Here is a 16,349-nt window from a genome sequence, read left to right as displayed (position 1 = left end):
CAATCTGGCTCATGTGAAGTGGGAATTATATCGTTTGTCAGACTACGCCGTTTTTTTGTCCAATATAACCACGTTAATCACAGGGCAAGGTGAGATATGCACTCTCAAATCTGGGTTGTGAGCACGCTGCTAATCAGCATCGTGTTAATCGTTTTGACCATCGTGAAGTTCAAATTCCACCCGTTTCTGGCGCTGCTGTTAGCCAGTTTCTTTGTGGGCACGATGATGGACATGGGCCCACTGGAGATGGTCAACGCCATTGAGAGTGGTATCGGTGGAACGCTGGGTTTCCTCGCCGCGGTTATCGGTCTGGGAACCATTCTTGGCAAAATGATGGAAGTTTCCGGTGCGGCAGAACGCATTGGCTTAACGCTCCAGCGCTGTCGCTGGCTCTCCGCCGACGTCATTATGGTGCTGGTGGGGCTGATCTGCGGTATCACGCTGTTTGTGGAAGTGGGTGTGGTGCTGTTGATTCCGCTGGCGTTCTCCATCGCCAAAAAAACCAACACCTCATTGCTGAAACTGGCGATCCCGTTATGTACTGCCCTGATGGCCGTACACTGCGTGGTGCCGCCGCATCCGGCCGCGCTGTTTGTCGCCAACAAACTGGGCGCCGATCTGGGTTCCGTTATCGTCTATGGACTGCTGGTAGGGCTGATGGCCTCGCTTATTGGCGGACCGCTGTTCCTGAAGTTACTCGGCAACCGTCTGCCGTATAAAGCTGTGCCCGCTGAGTTTTCTGACCTTAAAGTCCGTGACGAAAAAACGCTGCCATCACTGAGCGCAACGCTGTTTACCGTCCTGCTGCCGATTGGTCTGATGCTGGTGAAAACCGTCGCTGAACTGAACATGGCGAAAGGCAGTACGCTGTACACCCTGCTGGAGTTTATCGGCAACCCGATTACTGCCATGTTTATCGCGGTTTTCGTGGCGTATTACATTCTCGGTTTGCGCCAGCATATCGGCATGGGTACGCTGCTCACCCATACTGAAAACGGTTTTGGTTCCATTGCTAACATTCTGCTGATTATCGGTGCGGGCGGCGCGTTCAACGCCATCCTGAAGAGCAGCGGCCTGGCGGATACCCTCGCGGTGATCCTCTCCAATATGCATATGCACCCCATCCTGCTGGCCTGGCTGGTGGCGCTGATTCTGCACGCTGCGGTCGGTTCGGCAACGGTCGCGATGATGGGCGCAACGGCGATTGTCGCGCCGATGCTGCCGCTCTATCCCAACGTGAGCCCAGAGATCATCGCTATTGCCATCGGTTCTGGCGCAATTGGCTGCACGATCGTGACAGATTCCCTCTTCTGGCTGGTGAAGCAATACTGCGGCGCCACCCTGAATGAGACGTTTAAATACTATACGACTGCGACATTTATCGCGTCGGTTATTGCACTGGCTTGCACATTCCTGCTTTCCTTTATTATCTAAGCGCAAAGAGACGTACTATGGAAAACATTCAAAATCTCATCGCCCAGTATCCTTTGGTGGAGGATCTGGTCGCACTGAAAGAAACGACCTGGTTTAACCCGGCCACGACCACTCTGGCAGAAGGTTTACCGTATGTCGGCCTGACGGAACAGGATGTTCAGGACGCCCATGCTCGCCTGACCCGCTTTGCGCCGTATCTGGCGAAAGCCTTCCCGGAAACTGCCGCCACTGGCGGGATTATTGAATCCGAATTGGCTGCGATTCCCGCGATGCAAAAGCGGCTGGAAAAAGAGTACGGGCAGTCTATCTACGGCGAAATTCTGCTGAAAAAAGACAGCCATCTGCCCATTTCCGGTTCGATTAAGGCCCGTGGCGGGATTTATGAAGTGCTGACCCACGCCGAAAAACTGGCGCTGGCCGCCGGGCTGCTGACCACTGAAGATGACTACAGCGTGCTGCTCTCGCCTGAATTCAAACAGTTCTTCAGCCAGTACAGCATCGCGGTAGGTTCGACCGGTAACCTGGGTTTGTCGATCGGTATCATGAGCGCCTGCATCGGCTTTAAGGTCACTGTACACATGTCTGCCGATGCCCGTGCGTGGAAAAAGGCCAAACTGCGCAGCCACGGTGTGACAGTGGTCGAGTACGAAGAAGATTACGGCGTGGCGGTGGAGCAAGGGCGTAAGGCGGCCGAATCCGATCCAAACTGCTTCTTTATCGACGATGAAAACTCCCGCACCTTGTTCTTAGGCTACGCGGTGGCCGGGCAGCGCCTGAAAGCGCAGTTCGCACAGCAGGGGCGCGTGGTGGATGCCGATCATCCGCTGTTTGTCTATCTGCCGTGCGGCGTCGGTGGCGGCCCTGGCGGCGTGGCGTTTGGCCTGAAGCTGGCATTCGGCGATAACGTTCACTGTTTCTTCGCCGAACCGACTCACTCTCCTTGCATGTTGCTCGGCGTTTACACTGGCCTGCACGACGCCATTTCCGTTCAGGAGATTGGCATCGATAACCTGACAGCGGCGGACGGGCTGGCGGTAGGACGTGCATCGGGTTTTGTTGGCCGGGCGATGGAGCGTTTTCTGGACGGGCTGTATACCCTTGACGATCAAACCATGTATGACATGTTGAGCTGGCTGGCGCAGGAAGACGGTATTCGCCTGGAGCCGTCTGCACTGGCGGGGATGAGCGGGCCTCAGCGCGTATGCGGTTCAGCGGCATACCAACAGATGCACGGGTTCACTGCTGAGCAGTTAAACCACGCCACACATCTGGTATGGGCGACGGGTGGCGGAATGGTACCGGAAGCCGAAATGGCGCAGTACCTGGCTAAAGGTCGCTAAGTTTGACGCAGCATCGCCATCAGTTCCATCGGTGAGCGATGCTGTTTAATAAGATCACGCATCACCCGCATATACGGCGAAGAGTCGGTAAAAAAGGCTTTATAACCGGCACAAAGTACGCTTTTTCCGCTGCTATCACGATATTTCAGGCATTCACCAGCACAGAAGTGCAATACGTAACAGCTCCGACATTCAGCGCCGATATGCGAAGTATCCTGTAAATTCACCGCATCCGCACGACCACACCACTGCTTTAAGGTCTTATCAAAAAGCTGAATGGAAATCCGGTTAACATCTTCCCGTACCCAGAGAGCAAATACCGCATTTAAAAACAGCCCCCACCCTTCTGCGGTTACCGACTCTGCGGATAAATGGCCATTCCTGTCAAACTCGATGTGGGGAATAAACTGCACAGCCCTGATGCCAAGCTGCTGTAGGTTTCGATACAGTTCTTGCGCTTGTTGACTATTCTGGCGATTGACAACGATCTGATACGCCTCCTCACTGACATCCCTGTTTTCATTTCCCGTCATGCTAAATCCCCGATAAATGCGATAAGTTGGCGGACATGCGTTACAGCAAACAGTATTGCGAGGGATAACACCGCGAGGGAGATCATAAATTTGTCACGCACCGCGCGAGATTGAGAAAAATCGTGATGGGCGACGTCCATCAGGTTACGACTGCGGGTGTAGCGCCAGAGAATGATCGCCACAATCGCCAGCACGCCAATAGACACCCAGAACAAGAATCCCGCCTGGTGCCAGTGGTGTTTCAACGCCAGCGCCATTAGCGCGCCATAGCCCAGCAGCGTGCGAAACCAGGCCAGCGACGTGCGCTCCGGCTGAAGCCCCGGATCGGCAATGCGACGCGTTTTACGGCTTTCAGCCATACAGTACCAGCACCATAACGGTCACCGCGACGATCATCAAAATCAGACTGATAATCAGCAAACTGTGGGTGTACGGCAGATCCTCTTTCAGGCGCATCGCCTTTTCATTACGTAACCATCGCAGGTAGCCGTAAATCGCCAGGCCACCGGAAAACAAACACAGCAACAGCGCCAACAGTTCACGAATCACCGGCGTGGCAAAATCCGGCGCCAGTTGGTCAAGACCAACCCCCGCCGCCAGAAAACCCAGCGCAGTGCGGATCCACGCCAGAAAAGTACGCTCGTTTGCCAGCGAGAAGCGGTAATCCGGCGCTTCTCCAAGGCGAGAAATCTTCATCAGGGCTCCTTTTAATGACGTTCCCCCTCTTCAGGGGATCAGCGAAGGAAATCACAATAGTGCATCAGAACGTCGGCTTTTTCTCCTCTGCGTTCACACTTTGCGTGGGCAAGTCGGTATCGTCGCCTTGTTCCACCGGATATGAGCGTAGCCTGCGCGGATATGTGCTGAAAAGGTCACAATCTCCGGCTTGAATTGGCCTTATCGCGACGAAAGCAGGAAGGGAAGTGCGTGGGTAAGGTGAAGGTATGCTCTCAGCAAAGCCGTTACGCATAAATGGGATTCTTCACCGTCAACTGTGTTGAAACATCATCACCGGCACCCACAGGATGCCGGTCAGCAGGATTAACTCTCTAGCCTAATCCCCAAAAAATCACCGCCAGTAGCTGCGGCGTGATAATACGCAGGAACATCACCAGCGGATATACCGTCGCATACGAGAGCGCCGCTGCCCCGCTGGTGGTGTGCAGATTATTAGCAAACGCCAGCGCCGGTGGATCGGTCATCGACCCGGCCAACATCCCGCACAACGTCAGATAGTTCATTTTTGCGAAGATACGCGCCAGCAGACCCACCGTGATGAGTGGAATTGCGGTGATAAAGATGCCATAACCAATCCAGCTCAGGCCTTCGCCTTGCATCAGGGTGTCGACAAAATCACCGCCAGACTTCAGCCCCACCACGGCAAGAAACAGCACGATTCCCAGCTCGCGCAGCGCCAGGTTGGCGCTCGGCGGCATAAACCAGTACAGCTTACCAATGCTGCCAATACGCCCCAGAATCAGCGCCATGATCAGCGGCCCGCCCGCCAGCCCCAGCTTTAACGCCGCCGGGAACCCCGGTATAAACAGCGGGATTGAGCCAAGCAGCACGCCCAGCCCAATACCAATGAACACGGGCAACATTTGTACCTGTTGCAGTTTTTGTTGGGCGTTGCCCACAACATTGGCGACCGCTTCAATGGAAGAGGGCCGTCCGACCAGGTTGAGAATATCGCCAAACTGCAGACTCATCTCACCGCTTGCCACCAGCTCAACACCCGCACGGTTAAGCCGCGAGATAACCACGTCATAGTTCTCTTTTAGGCGCAGATCGCGAATGCGCTTGCCGAACACTTTTTCATGGGTGACGACCACACGTTCAACACGCAACTCCGTGCCCCGTGTTGAAAGCGAGGTGTCCACTTCCTGGCCAATCACCACCTGCGCATTGTGCAGATCCCCTGGCTGCCCCACCAGATGCAGCAGATCGCCAACCTGAATAATCGTCCCAGGCGAGGGCACCATCAGTGTTTCATCGTGTTTAAGTCGCGAGCAGATGATTTTGTCGCTATTGAGGATGGGCACATCCTGAATCGCCATATTGTTGAGATTCGGGTTCTCAACCCGGATGTTCATGGTCTGGATGAGCGAGTGGCCGCGGGAGAGCGTGGATTCATGCTGTTGCGCTTCCGCCTCGACATTGACGCGAAAGATCATTCGAATCAGCCACATCGAGAGTAAGATGCCGCAAATACCAAAAGGATAGGCCATGGCATAGCTCATCCCCATCTGATCCACCACTGCCGCCGGAGTGCCCAGATCGCGCAGAATTTGCTGACCCGCCCCCAATGCCGGAGTATTGGTTACCGCACCAGAGAATATTCCCAATACCACCGGTAACGGGATCGCAAAGACTTTATGCAGAATAGCGGTGATCAGACCGCCGATGATGACGATCAGCACAGCAAAGAGGTTCAGACGTAAACCTGAAACGCGCAGCGACGCAAAAAAACCAGGGCCAACTTGAATACCAATGGTGTAAACGAAGAGAATCAGGCCAAATTCCTGAATAAAATGCAGCATCTCGCCGCTAAGGGAGATGCCCAGCAGGTCAGCATAATGCCCGACAAGAATCCCGCCGAACAGCACGCCTCCAATGCCCAGCCCCACCCCGCGAACTCTGATGTTGCCGATCCATAATCCAACAACCGCCGCCAACGCCAGAACGCTAACTGTTAATGCTATCTCACTCATCTTCGTTTCCCTGTGAATAACATTATTATTTTAACCGGATTTTCGCAGAGTACAGGCGGTATGTATGGGTGGTAAAGCACAAAAAAGCCCCGTCATTTCTGGCGGGGCAAGGGCAAACAGCAAATTAGCTATTTAACGCAGGTCGTTCCTGAATCTCGATACGCTGCGGAGCGAGGGATTCTGGCACATTACGGGTTAAATCAATGTGCAGTAATCCGTTGGTGAACGTCGCACCAGAGACTTCCATATGTTCAGCGAGAGTAAAGCTCAAACTGAACGGTTGTGTGACCAGCCCCTGATGTAACCATTGGGTCTCTTTTTCCGGCTGCTCCGGGCTACCTTTCACCGTCAGGCGTGTGCCTTCCAGTTGAATATCCAGATCTTCCTGACGGAAACCGGCCAACGCAAGGGTGATGCGATAGTGGTTATCGTCGCTTTTTTCGATGTTATAGGGTGGGAAGCTCTGGCTTTCACCGGTGTTTTGCAAGGCGTTGGCCAGTTTGTCAAAACCGATCCATTGACGCAGCAGTGGGGATAAATCGTAGTTACGCATAATCATTTCTCCTTCTAAGAAGCGAGTAAGTACCTGCAAATCCACAGATTTGTAGATTTGCATATGCTCCCTGACGGCGAGCATGGGGATAACAGGCCGCGCAGCGCGGCCCGACAGAATTAATTGATTTCGATACGGCGCGGTTTATTCGCTTCCGGAATCACACGCTCAAGTTCGATATACAGCAGACCGTTCACCAGGTTTGCGCCTCGAACATGAATGTTCTCTGCTAACTGGAACTTGCGTTCAAAGTTGCGCTCGGCAATACCCTGATAAAGGTAAGTACGTTCTTTTTGCTCATCAGCATGAGCGCCTTTCACCACCAGCAGATTATCCTGGGCGGTAATTTCCAGCTCGCTTTCCGCAAACCCTGCCACGGCAATCGCAATGCGGTAATGGTTTTCATCCACCAGCTCAACGTTATACGGAGGGTAGCCGCCATTACTCTGGCTCTGATTGCTTTCAAGCAGGTTGAACAAACGGTCAAAACCAATAGCAGAACGGTACAGCGGGGATAAATCAAAATTACGCATAATCAATAGCTCCTGAAATCAGCGAGAATATGAGACCTTCCATCATGGACAGGTCAGGCGGACAGAACACCCCTCAGGCATGTTCTTCAATTTGTCCTTGTCTTAAAAATGGGTCCTGATATGAACTTTTCAAGCGTTTAATGGGGACTTTTTTTGCAGTTTGCTGTCTATGGCATAGACTGGGGGGGAAGCACAGATCGTTAAAGTGCGATAAGCACCACAGTGCGACATGCTGAGGGTATTCTTCCGGGCAATGGAACGCTATAACTCATCATGCAAACACCGTTGATCAACAGATGAATGAATCATGATAAAAAATGTGTTGTTACCGCTAGTGATGTGCGGCGGAATGGTTTTACTGGGTGGTTGCTCAAGCGTAATGTCACATACTGGCGGCAAGGAAGGAACTTATCCAGGCACACGCGCCAGCGCGACGATGATCAGTGAAAGTGATACAAACTGGGGTACAAAGTCTCTGGCAATACTCGACATGCCGTTCACCGCCGTGATGGACACCCTACTCCTGCCATGGGATCTCTTCCGCAAAGATGACTCGGTCAGGTCTCGCGTCGAAAGAAGCGAGGAGAGAACGCAGATAATGAACTCCGTTATCCCCCCGGCAGAAATGCCCACACCCTGATTTAACGCCCGGTTTCTGTCACCCACAACTGACGGAAACCCTGCACGTCTTCCATCCACGCAATTTGTCGTCCATCCGGTGAGAAAACAACGGCATCTGCGGAAGGCGGATTCCTGTGCTCCGACGTCAGGAAACAGACGTCTCCGCTGTGTGCGTCGCAGCAGGCAATTCGGTTCTCCAGCACATATCCCAACCATTTCCCCGACGGATGCCAGTTAAACGCCGACTGAATATCCGTTGCATGATGGGTAAGCTGACGCGGCTCTCCCCCTTGCGCGGCGATCAGCCAGAGCTGAACAACACCGTGCGCGTCACGCATCAAAAATGCAATCTCCGTGGCCTGCGGATTGCTACGCACCCAGTGACGCGGCACATTCACAAGTCCGGGGTAAGCGCGATCATGGGTAAACGTCAGACGGCGCTGGGTCACGCCGACTGGCGGTGCAGGCATCAATGATTCTGTTCCTGCCAGAGGTGTTTCTCCCGCCTGTTTCCAGTCGCTTTCTTCACGCGGCAGGTCGACGAGAAACAGTTCGGGCACCTTTTCGCCATTCACCGACCACGTATCGCCGATAAAGGCCAGCGCATGATCCCCGACCCAGCCCTCTTCATAGGCACGATTAATCTCATCGCTGCCAGGGCTCGGGGTGGGTGTCGTTTGACTGACCAGCACACACCAGTGGCTACCGCTGTATTCACGGGGATTCTGACCCGACACCGTAACCGGCCCCCATGGCGCCGCGACACCGACGTTGCGCAAATCCTGCATAGGGTCTCGCTCATGCAAGACGTGATCGTTATAGGTGAAGCTGACAAACTCGCCGTTCGGGCTGAAGACATGCACATGGCTACCACCGCGCAGCGCGCCGGGCGTGTACGGGGCGGTGATATCCATCGCATCCAGGTTGGCAACGTTTCCCTGATACGCAATAACTCCCCGGCGATGGTGAAAATCGTAATGCCATGCAGCATCTGGATTCTCAGGCCCATGAATAAACACATATTTATTCTCTTGCGGATGAACGGTCACCACACCCACATGCGCCCCCTGCGTGGCGCGATAAATCACCTCGACGGCCCCGGTTTCAACGTTTACCCGCTCGATGGTTTCCCCAGTAAAAGAGGCCCCCGACGGGCGTACATCGAACACCAGCCACTGACTATCCGGCGTCCAGGTATTGATATTGGTAAGCTGGTGATGACGTGGCGCAAAGGTGATTTGTTTCATTGCAAGAACCCTGATGCGAGACAATTGCGGCCATCATACTTCACAAGGGCTTCACTTTCAGGTTTTAGCATGCCTCCATCTCAATGACGGCGGGTAAACAGCAGCGGAGATGTAGACCCGCGCCCAGGATAAAAAAAACCCGCAACAGATGCGGGTCAGGAAAGCGTTTTTGTCGGAGGGGACTTAATTCAGCGCAAACTTCTCAATGGCGTACGCCACGCCATCGTCCAGGTTAGATTTGGTGACGAAATTGGCAACCTCTTTTACTGACGAAATCGCGTTATCCATCGCCACACCCATGCCGGCGAATTCAATCATTGCAATGTCGTTTTCCTGATCGCCAATGGCCATGATTTCATCGCGCTTAATACCCAGAGCATCGGCCAGCGATTTCACACCCGTGCCTTTATTCACGCGTTTATCCAGAATTTCGAGGAAGTACGGCGCACTTTTCAGCACGGTGTATTTCTCTTTTACCTCTGCCGGAATGCGGGCGATGGCTTTATCGAGGATGGCGGGTTCATCAATCATCATCACTTTCAGGAACTGCGTTGCCGGATCCATTTTCTCCGCTTCACAGAACACCAGCGGAATGGTCGCGACAAAAGATTCATGAACCGTGTAATAGCTGATGTCGCGGTTTGCGGTATACAGCGTATTGCGATCCAGCGCATGGAAGTGAGAACCGACGTCACGGGAGAGTTGCTCAAGATAGCGATAGTCGTCATAGCTCAACGCGGTTTGCGCAACCGTACTGCCATCACTCGCTTTCTGTACCAGCGCACCGTTATAGGTAATGCAGTAATCACCGGGCTGTTCCATGTGAAGCTCTTTCAGATAGCTGTGAACACCCGCAAACGGTCGGCCCGTGGTCAGCACCACGTTAACGCCGCGCGCACGCGCAGCGGCAATTGCCGTTTTGACCGCGGGTGAAATGGTGTGATCGGGCAGCAGAAGTGTGCCATCCATATCGATAGCAATGAGTTTGATAGCCATGAGTTCCCCGGATTAAATGAGTCTGTACTCATGCTAACGCGATTCCGCTCAAAAAACAGCAACGAAAAGGGGGATGGAAAGGGGAACAGGGATTCCCCTTTTGTAGAGCGGTTGTAGGCCGGATAAGGCCTAAGCCGCCATCCGGCAAACGTTGACGAACTGCCTGATGGCGCTTCGCTTATCAGGCCTACAGGAGCAGGCCTGGGGACAGGTTAAATATCGATGTTCGCTGCTTTCAGGGCGTTTTCTTCGATAAACGCACGACGCGGTTCAACGGCGTCGCCCATCAGCGTAGTGAACAACTGGTCAGCGGCAATCGCATCTTTTACCGTGACACGCAGCATACGACGGCTTTCCGGATCCATGGTGGTTTCCCACAACTGTTCCGGGTTCATTTCGCCCAGACCTTTATAACGCTGAATAGACAGACCACGACGGGACTCTTTCACCAACCAGTCCAGCGCCTGCTCGAAGCTGGTAACAGGCTGACGGCGCTCGCCACGTTCGATAAACGCGTCGTCTTCGATCAGACCACGCAGTTTTTCACCAAGCGTACAGATACGACGATATTCACCCCCGGTGACAAACTCATGATCCAGCGGATAGTCGGTATCGACGCCGTGGGTACGCACGCGAATGATCGGTTCGAACAGGTTCAGTTCAGCGTCTTTACGCACAAGGCTATTCCAGGTGCTGCCGTGCATTTCGTTTTCATTCAGCACGTTAACCAACTGGGAAACCCAGGCCGTGACTTTATCTTCGTCAGCCAGATCGGCTTCGCCCAGCGTCGGTTGGTAGACCAGTTCTTTCAGCAGTGAACGCGGGTAACGGCGCTCCATACGACCAATCATTTTCTGCGTCGTATTGTACTCAGAAACCAGTTTTTCCAGTGCTTCGCCTGCCAGCGCCGGAGCGTGGGCGTTGATATGCAGCGTGGCACCATCAAGGGCGATAGAGATCTGGTATTGATCCATCGCTTCATCGTCTTTGATGTACTGTTCCTGTTTGCCTTTCTTCACTTTGTACAGCGGCGGCTGAGCAATGTAGACATGACCACGCTCAACGATTTCCGGCATCTGACGGTAGAAGAAAGTCAGCAGCAGCGTACGGATGTGCGAACCATCGACGTCCGCATCGGTCATGATGATGATGCTGTGATAGCGCAGTTTATCCGGGTTGTACTCGTCACGACCGATGCCGCAACCGAGCGCGGTGATCAGCGTCGCCACTTCCTGAGAAGAGAGCATCTTGTCGAAACGCGCTTTCTCAACGTTAAGGATTTTACCTTTCAGCGGCAGAATCGCCTGGTTCTTACGGTTACGCCCCTGCTTCGCAGAGCCGCCCGCCGAGTCCCCTTCCACCAGGTACAGTTCAGAGTGGGCGGGGTCGCGTTCCTGACAGTCTGCCAGTTTGCCCGGCAGACCGGCTAAGTCCAGTGCGCCTTTACGACGGGTCATTTCACGAGCGCGACGTGCCGCTTCACGCGCACGGGCTGCGTCGATAATTTTGCCAACCACAATTTTGGCGTCGGAAGGGTTTTCCAGCAGGTATTCGGCCAACAGTTCGTTCATCTGCTGTTCAACCGCCGATTTCACCTCAGAAGAGACCAGCTTGTCTTTGGTCTGGGAGGAGAATTTCGGATCCGGTACTTTCACGGAAACAACGGCAATCAGACCTTCACGGGCATCGTCGCCGGTGGCGCTGACTTTCGCTTTCTTGCTGTAACCTTCTTTGTCCATGTAGGCGTTCAGAGTACGGGTCATCGCCGCACGGAAGCCTGCAAGGTGAGTACCGCCATCACGCTGCGGAATGTTGTTGGTGAAGCAGTAGATGTTTTCCTGGAAACCATCGTTCCACTGCAGCGCCACTTCAACGCCGATACCGTCTTTTTCGGTGGAGAAGTAGAAGATATTCGGGTGGATCGGCGTTTTGTTCTTGTTCAGATACTCAACAAATGCCCTGATACCGCCTTCATAGTGGAAATGGTCTTCTTTACCGTCGCGCTTATCGCGCAGGCGAATAGAAACGCCGGAGTTCAGGAAGGAGAGCTCACGCAGACGCTTCGCCAGAATGTCGTATTCAAATTCAACGACGTTGGTAAAGGTTTCATGGCTAGGCCAGAAACGAACCTGGGTTCCGGTTACTTCAGTCTCACCGGTCACCGCCAGCGGTGCTTGCGGTACACCGTGCACGTAAGTTTGCTGATGCACTTTACCTTCACGGCGAATCAGCAGTTCCAGTTTCTGCGACAGGGCGTTTACGACGGAAACCCCTACGCCGTGCAGACCACCGGACACTTTATACGAGTTATCATCGAATTTACCGCCTGCGTGCAGAACGGTCATGATAACTTCCGCAGCAGATACGCCTTCTTCCGGGTGAATACCGGTCGGAATACCACGGCCATCATCGGTAACGGACACGGAGTTGTCAGCGTGAATCGTCACCACGATATCTTTACAGTGACCCGCGAGCGCTTCGTCGATAGCGTTATCTACCACCTCGAATACCATGTGGTGCAGACCGGTGCCGTCATCCGTGTCGCCGATATACATACCCGGGCGCTTACGCACCGCATCCAGTCCTTTCAGGACTTTGATACTGGAGGAGTCATAAGAATTCGACATCAACGTTTCTCGCTCATTTTATCTTGGGTTAATCCGTTATTTTACCCTTTTCCACGGTGAACATCTTCGAATTTTTGTCCGACATGTCAAGAACGTGTTCAGCGCTGATTGCGCTGACAAAGACCTGAGATTGCGTTGCTTTTAAGCGGCTGGCCAGCAGCCCGCGACGCGCATCATCAAGTTCAGAGGCAAAATCATCTATCAGGTAGAGGCAGCGCCGCCCGCTTTCACGGGTCAGAAACTCCCCTTGCGCCAGACGTAAGGCGCACATCAGCAGCTTTAGCTGCCCACGCGATAAGGTATCTTCAACCGGCGCACCGTCGGCACGAATGCGGAAGTCCGCTTTATGCGGCCCGTGCGCGGTATAGGTCAACATGCGGTCGCGTTCAAAGCCCCGCTCCAGCACCTCGGCATAATCCGTCTCTTTTTCCCAGCCTCGCTGAAAAGAGAAAGAGAGAGAAAACTCGGGTAAAAATTGCTGACAGGTATCCGCCATATCGGCAGCGATACCGGCGCTGTACTCCGCGCGCCAGGTGCTGATTTGTTCCGCCAGCGGGATCAGCTCTTTATCCCACGGACGCAGTTGTTCATATCGACTCACCTGGCGCAACGCGGCATTGCGTTGTTTAAGCAAACGCTTGAGATTGCTCCAGGCGGTGAAGAATCCACGCTCATTATGAAAGCATCCCCAGTCCAGGAACGCTCTTCTGTATTTGGGGCCGCCGTTGAGTAAAGTAAACCCCTCTGGCGTAATCAACTGCATCGGCATCAGGTGCGCCAGTTCAGCCACCTTGTGGCCGTCGGTGCCGTCAATGCGGACTTTGCTGTCACCCTGCTTGTCTTTGGTCAGGCCGATGGAGGTCTCTCGTTCTTCACCCTGCAAACGACCATGAAGAACAAACGATTCCTGCTCGTGGCGAATCACGCGGCCAATCTGCAAACTGCGAAACGCCCGGCCATGGCCGAGTGTATAGATGGCTTCCAGCACACTGGTTTTGCCGCTGCCGTTCGCGCCCACCAGAAAATTAAAGCCGGGAGATAAAGCGAGATCCGCGTTTTCGATATTGCGGAAATCTTTGATTAGCAGTCGGGATAGCGACATATCAGCTCATCATCATTCAAGGGGCGTCGGTGTCACAGGCAGTTCGTCTGCCGCCAGCGCGCAAAAAGCGGAGCGTACACGAAGTACGTGAGCATTTTGAGCACTGCCGGGAGGCGAAATAGCAAGTAAACCAGCCCCTTTCAACACTACAAGCGCATTGGCATAACAACATAGGCTGCGCTTTGAGACGCCGCATCTTCAATTTGTACGCTGGAAACAGAGTCAGTCAGCATAATGCGCACGTTTTCGCACTTCAGCGCATTCAGAACATCCAGCACATAGCTGACGTTAAAGCCGATCTCCATTTCGGTGCCCGGATAAGTGACGTCCAGAATCTCTTCCGCTTCTTCCTGTTCCGGGTTATTGGCGGTGATTTTGAGCTGGTTTTCGCTCACATACAGACGCACGCCGCGGAACTTCTCATTCGAGAGGATCGCCGCACGGGCAAAGGCCTGTTTGAGAATATCGCAGCCCGCTTCCAGATGTTTGTCCGGATTCTTCGGCAATACGCGGCGATAATCAGGGAAACGGCCATCAACCAGCTTGGACGTGAAGATAAAATCGCCGACGTGCGCACGGATGTTGTTGCTGCCGATTTGCACGCGCAGCGGGTTATCGCCGCCATCAAGCATACGCATCAGTTCAATCACGCCTTTACGCGGCACGATCACCGAATGGTTCGGCAGCGATTGTCCGACCGGCATGGAACAGACCGCCAGACGGTGACCATCAGTGGCCACGGTACGCAGTTCTTCGCCTTCCGTCTCAAACAGCATCCCGTTTAAGTAATAGCGAACGTCCTGATGCGCCATCGAAAACTGGGTCGCTTCAATCAGACGCTTCATCGTCGCCTGCGGCAGGGTGAATTCGACTTCGCTCTGCCAGTCATCCAGGTTAGGGAAGTCGGCGGCTGGCAACGTGGAAAGCGAGAAGCGGCTGCGGCCAGAACGCACCAGCATCCGATCGCCTTCCAACTGAACGGCTATTTCAGCCCCTTCCGGCAAACCACGGCAGATATCAAAGAATTTCCGCGCCGGAACGGTGGTTGCGCCTGCTTCATGAGGCTGAATTAACGCCACGCGCGCCACCATTTCCATTTCAAGGTCGGTGCCGGTCAGAGAAAGCGTACCGTCTGCAACCTGCAACAACAGGTTACCGAGAATTGGCAGCGTAGGACGACCACCCAGCGGGCCGCTGACCTGCTGAAGCGGTTTTAATAAATGTTCACGTTCAACGGTAAATTTCATAGCGTCACGAAGATAATGTTCTGATTAAATTGGAGAAATCTTCTTTAATATCATGGCTTTCTTCACGCAACTGCTCAATCTTACGGCAGGCATGAAGAACGGTAGTGTGGTCACGCCCACCAAACGCGTCGCCAATTTCCGGCAGACTGTGGTTAGTAAGCTCTTTTGCCAGCGCCATAGCCATCTGACGCGGACGCGCTACCGAGCGAGATCGACGCTTAGAAAGCAGATCCGCAATTTTGATTTTGTAATACTCCGCCACCGTCTTCTGAATATTGTCGATGGTGACCAGTTTTTCCTGCAACGCCAGCAGATCGCGCAGCGCTTCCCGCACAAAATCGATGGTGATAGCGCGACCGGTAAAGTTCGCGTTAGCGATAACCCGGTTCAGTGCGCCTTCCAGTTCACGTACGTTAGAGCGTAGACGCTTGGCGATGAAGAACGCCACTTCGCCTGGCAAACGAATGTCGTTTTCGTCTGCTTTTTTCATCAGGATCGCGACACGCGTTTCCAGTTCTGGCGGTTCGATCGCCACCGTTAACCCCCAACCGAAGCGGGATTTCAGACGATCTTCAACGCCATTGATCTCTTTCGGATAACGATCCGACGTCAAAATGATCTGCTGATTACCTTCCAGCAAGGCGTTAAAGGTGTGGAAAAACTCTTCCTGGGATCGTTCTTTATTGGCGAAGAATTGAATATCGTCAATCAGCAACGCGTCAACGGAGCGGTAGTAGCGTTTAAACTCTTCGATCGCATTGTTTTGCAGGGCTTTTACCATGTCCTGTACAAAACGCTCGGAGTGCATATACACCACTTTTGCATTGGGTTTACGCGCCATAATGCCGTTACCCACAGCATGCAACAGGTGCGTTTTACCGAGACCAGTGCCGCCATAAAGGAATAACGGGTTATAGGCGCCGCCCGGGTTGTCCGCCACCTGACGTGCCGCCGCGCGCGCCAACTGGTTGGATTTACCTTCGACGAAGTTATCAAAGGTATGTTTAACGTTGACGTTGGAGCGATAGGTTGGCTCCGCCGGGGCCGGTACGTTGTCCCAACCTGGGCGTGCCGCAGGTGCTGCGCGTTGTGGCTGAACTTGCGCAACATGCGCTGGCGCAACAACATGATTAACAGGCGTCTTTAGCGTCTGAGTGACGGGTTTTGTTCCCACCTCAAAACGCAGTTGCGGGGCATCTGCGCCGCAAAAATTATTCAACAGTCCATTGATGTTATTAAGGTATTTATCCCTTACCCAGTCGAGCACAAAACGGTTTGGCGCATACAAAGCCAGCGTGTTATCGCTCAGTTCCGCCTGCAACGGGCGTATCCACATACTGAATTCTGTGGCTGGTAACTCATCCTGCAATCGGGCAAGACACTGCTGCCAAAGCGAAAGTGACAC

15 protein-coding genes and 1 other annotated feature are annotated in these 16,349 nt (G+C 53.6%); of the genes, 3 read left to right on the top strand and 12 right to left on the bottom strand.

Translation table 11 applies throughout. The annotated features are described in order from the left end of the window. The first annotated feature begins 96 nt into the window (after window positions 1-96). Together dsdX and dsdA are read left to right on the top strand one after the other, a co-directional pair. The gene (gene dsdX / locus ACO7SM_RS00075; protein WP_490469220.1) at window positions 97-1,434 is read left to right on the top strand and encodes a D-serine transporter DsdX; all 1,338 of its coding nucleotides are present in this window, start codon (window positions 97-99) and stop codon (window positions 1,432-1,434) included. 17 nt (window positions 1,435-1,451) lie between these two features. Next, window positions 1,452-2,774: a D-serine ammonia-lyase gene (gene dsdA / locus ACO7SM_RS00070; protein ID WP_490469219.1), complete on the top strand. Its 1,323-nt coding sequence runs from the start codon at window positions 1,452-1,454 to the stop codon at window positions 2,772-2,774. On the opposite strand, the gene ACO7SM_RS00065 is transcribed toward dsdA, so the two are convergent. The 6 genes from ACO7SM_RS00065 to ibpA form a co-directional block, all read right to left on the bottom strand. Beyond that, complete coding sequence (locus ACO7SM_RS00065; RefSeq protein WP_490469218.1) at window positions 2,771-3,307, bottom strand: radical SAM protein; 537 nt, start codon at window positions 3,305-3,307, stop codon at window positions 2,771-2,773. The genes dsdA and ACO7SM_RS00065 overlap by 4 nt on opposite strands. Further along, complete coding sequence (locus tag ACO7SM_RS00060; RefSeq protein WP_490469217.1) at window positions 3,304-3,666, bottom strand: DUF202 domain-containing protein; 363 nt, start codon at window positions 3,664-3,666, stop codon at window positions 3,304-3,306. Before ACO7SM_RS00060 ends, ACO7SM_RS00065 begins: the two co-directional genes overlap by 4 nt. Further along, the gene (locus ACO7SM_RS00055; RefSeq protein ID WP_490469216.1) at window positions 3,659-4,003 is read right to left on the bottom strand and encodes a YidH family protein; all 345 of its coding nucleotides are present in this window, start codon (window positions 4,001-4,003) and stop codon (window positions 3,659-3,661) included. Before ACO7SM_RS00055 ends, ACO7SM_RS00060 begins: the two co-directional genes overlap by 8 nt. 353 nt (window positions 4,004-4,356) lie before the next feature. Next, entirely contained in the window at window positions 4,357-6,018 is a 1,662-nt protein-coding gene (locus ACO7SM_RS00050; protein ID WP_490469215.1) for a putative transporter, read from the bottom strand. A 124-nt stretch (window positions 6,019-6,142) separates the two neighbouring features. Further along, window positions 6,143-6,571 carry a small heat shock chaperone IbpB gene (gene ibpB / locus ACO7SM_RS00045; RefSeq protein WP_490469214.1) on the bottom strand — a complete coding sequence of 143 codons (429 nt, stop codon included), beginning with the start codon at window positions 6,569-6,571 and terminating at the stop codon, window positions 6,143-6,145. 119 nt (window positions 6,572-6,690) lie between these two features. Next, the gene (ibpA, locus tag ACO7SM_RS00040) at window positions 6,691-7,104 is read right to left on the bottom strand and encodes a small heat shock chaperone IbpA (RefSeq protein WP_045448945.1); all 414 of its coding nucleotides are present in this window, start codon (window positions 7,102-7,104) and stop codon (window positions 6,691-6,693) included. Next, window positions 7,098-7,170 (bottom strand) — a sequence feature (ROSE (Repression Of Heat Shock gene Expression) occurs in the 5'-region of heat shock genes and acts as an RNA thermometer to modulate expression.). Its footprint overlaps the gene before it by 7 nt. A 241-nt stretch (window positions 7,171-7,411) precedes the next feature. Between ibpA and ACO7SM_RS00035 the strand changes: the two genes are divergently transcribed. Then, a complete protein-coding gene (locus ACO7SM_RS00035; RefSeq protein WP_490469213.1) occupies window positions 7,412-7,744 on the top strand; it encodes a YceK/YidQ family lipoprotein in 333 nt (110 codons plus the stop codon). Between the two features lies 1 nt (window position 7,745). On the opposite strand, the gene ACO7SM_RS00030 is transcribed toward ACO7SM_RS00035, so the two are convergent. From ACO7SM_RS00030 to dnaA, 6 genes are all read right to left on the bottom strand, one after another. Further along, entirely contained in the window at window positions 7,746-8,972 is a 1,227-nt protein-coding gene (locus tag ACO7SM_RS00030; RefSeq protein ID WP_490469212.1) for a YidR family protein, read from the bottom strand. A gap of 183 nt (window positions 8,973-9,155) precedes the next feature. Then, window positions 9,156-9,968: a sugar-phosphatase gene (yidA, locus tag ACO7SM_RS00025; RefSeq protein ID WP_490469211.1), complete on the bottom strand. Its 813-nt coding sequence runs from the start codon at window positions 9,966-9,968 to the stop codon at window positions 9,156-9,158. Window positions 9,969-10,180: 212 nt separating this feature from the next. Continuing rightward, window positions 10,181-12,595 (bottom strand): DNA topoisomerase (ATP-hydrolyzing) subunit B, encoded by a 2,415-nt coding sequence (gene gyrB, locus ACO7SM_RS00020; protein ID WP_490469210.1) that lies wholly within the window; start codon window positions 12,593-12,595, stop codon window positions 10,181-10,183. 28 nt (window positions 12,596-12,623) lie between these two features. Further along, window positions 12,624-13,697, bottom strand: a complete 1,074-nt coding sequence (recF, locus tag ACO7SM_RS00015; protein WP_490469209.1) for a DNA replication/repair protein RecF — start codon at window positions 13,695-13,697, stop codon at window positions 12,624-12,626. 146 nt (window positions 13,698-13,843) lie between these two features. Further along, window positions 13,844-14,944 carry a DNA polymerase III subunit beta gene (dnaN, locus tag ACO7SM_RS00010; RefSeq protein WP_192614034.1) on the bottom strand — a complete coding sequence of 367 codons (1,101 nt, stop codon included), beginning with the start codon at window positions 14,942-14,944 and terminating at the stop codon, window positions 13,844-13,846. A 4-nt stretch (window positions 14,945-14,948) separates the two neighbouring features. After that, entirely contained in the window at window positions 14,949-16,349 is a 1,401-nt protein-coding gene (gene dnaA, locus ACO7SM_RS00005; protein WP_162382320.1) for a chromosomal replication initiator protein DnaA, read from the bottom strand.

This window comes from Citrobacter sp. LJND-P06 (assembly GCF_058188415.1).
This window is presented reverse-complemented; position numbering and strand designations above follow the sequence as displayed.

Coding starts and splice junctions, on each gene's coding strand:
- yidA (WP_490469211.1), bottom strand. CDS start 9,968: ATGGCTATCAAACTCATTGCTATCGATATGGATGGCACACTTCTGCTG.
- recF (WP_490469209.1), bottom strand. CDS start 13,697: ATGTCGCTATCCCGACTGCTAATCAAAGATTTCCGCAATATCGAAAAC.
- dnaN (WP_192614034.1), bottom strand. CDS start 14,944: ATGAAATTTACCGTTGAACGTGAACATTTATTAAAACCGCTTCAGCAG.
- ACO7SM_RS00050 (WP_490469215.1), bottom strand. CDS start 6,018: ATGAGTGAGATAGCATTAACAGTTAGCGTTCTGGCGTTGGCGGCGGTT.
- dsdA (WP_490469219.1), top strand. CDS start 1,452: ATGGAAAACATTCAAAATCTCATCGCCCAGTATCCTTTGGTGGAGGAT.
- ACO7SM_RS00030 (WP_490469212.1), bottom strand. CDS start 8,972: ATGAAACAAATCACCTTTGCGCCACGTCATCACCAGCTTACCAATATC.
- ibpB (WP_490469214.1), bottom strand. CDS start 6,571: ATGCGTAACTACGATTTATCCCCACTGCTGCGTCAATGGATCGGTTTT.
- ACO7SM_RS00065 (WP_490469218.1), bottom strand. CDS start 3,307: ATGACGGGAAATGAAAACAGGGATGTCAGTGAGGAGGCGTATCAGATC.
- dsdX (WP_490469220.1), top strand. CDS start 97: ATGCACTCTCAAATCTGGGTTGTGAGCACGCTGCTAATCAGCATCGTG.
- ibpA (WP_045448945.1), bottom strand. CDS start 7,104: ATGCGTAATTTTGATTTATCCCCGCTGTACCGTTCTGCTATTGGTTTT.
- gyrB (WP_490469210.1), bottom strand. CDS start 12,595: ATGTCGAATTCTTATGACTCCTCCAGTATCAAAGTCCTGAAAGGACTG.
- ACO7SM_RS00035 (WP_490469213.1), top strand. CDS start 7,412: ATGATAAAAAATGTGTTGTTACCGCTAGTGATGTGCGGCGGAATGGTT.
- ACO7SM_RS00060 (WP_490469217.1), bottom strand. CDS start 3,666: ATGGCTGAAAGCCGTAAAACGCGTCGCATTGCCGATCCGGGGCTTCAG.
- ACO7SM_RS00055 (WP_490469216.1), bottom strand. CDS start 4,003: ATGAAGATTTCTCGCCTTGGAGAAGCGCCGGATTACCGCTTCTCGCTG.